Genomic DNA, 370 nt, shown 5'->3' on the forward strand with positions numbered 1-370 from the left:
CTCGATGCCAGGATGTTGAGCAGCTACGGTCGCCGCTATCAGCCGGCGCCTGAGGCAGCGCCCAGCGAGAAAGCCGAACGCCTACAATCGCTTGCCCGTCACCGCGACCGGTTGGTTGAGATCCGGGCAGAGCTGAAGAGGTATCTCAGCGAGGCCTTCGACGAAGACGTCATAGCCGACACCGAAAGGCTGATCGCTGACTTCGACACACGTATCGATGCGCTCGAGAGCCTGATTGCCAAAGCCATTCGCGACGTCGACGACACCGCCCGTGATTATACGCTGATGGTCTCCGTGCCAGGTGTCTCCACCATCACCGCGCTCTCGCTGCTGGCGCATATGCCCGAGCTCGGCCGGCGATCCCCCAAGT

1 pseudogene is annotated in these 370 nt (G+C 62.2%); it reads left to right on the top strand.

Going from position 1 to position 370, the window contains the following annotated elements:
• Window positions 1-370, top strand: a pseudogene (locus EN851_RS36630) (IS110 family transposase); the annotation flags it as partial.

The sequence above is a fragment of the Mesorhizobium sp. M8A.F.Ca.ET.208.01.1.1 genome, from assembly GCF_004791315.1.
In the GTDB taxonomy this organism is placed as follows: domain Bacteria; phylum Pseudomonadota; class Alphaproteobacteria; order Rhizobiales; family Rhizobiaceae; genus Mesorhizobium.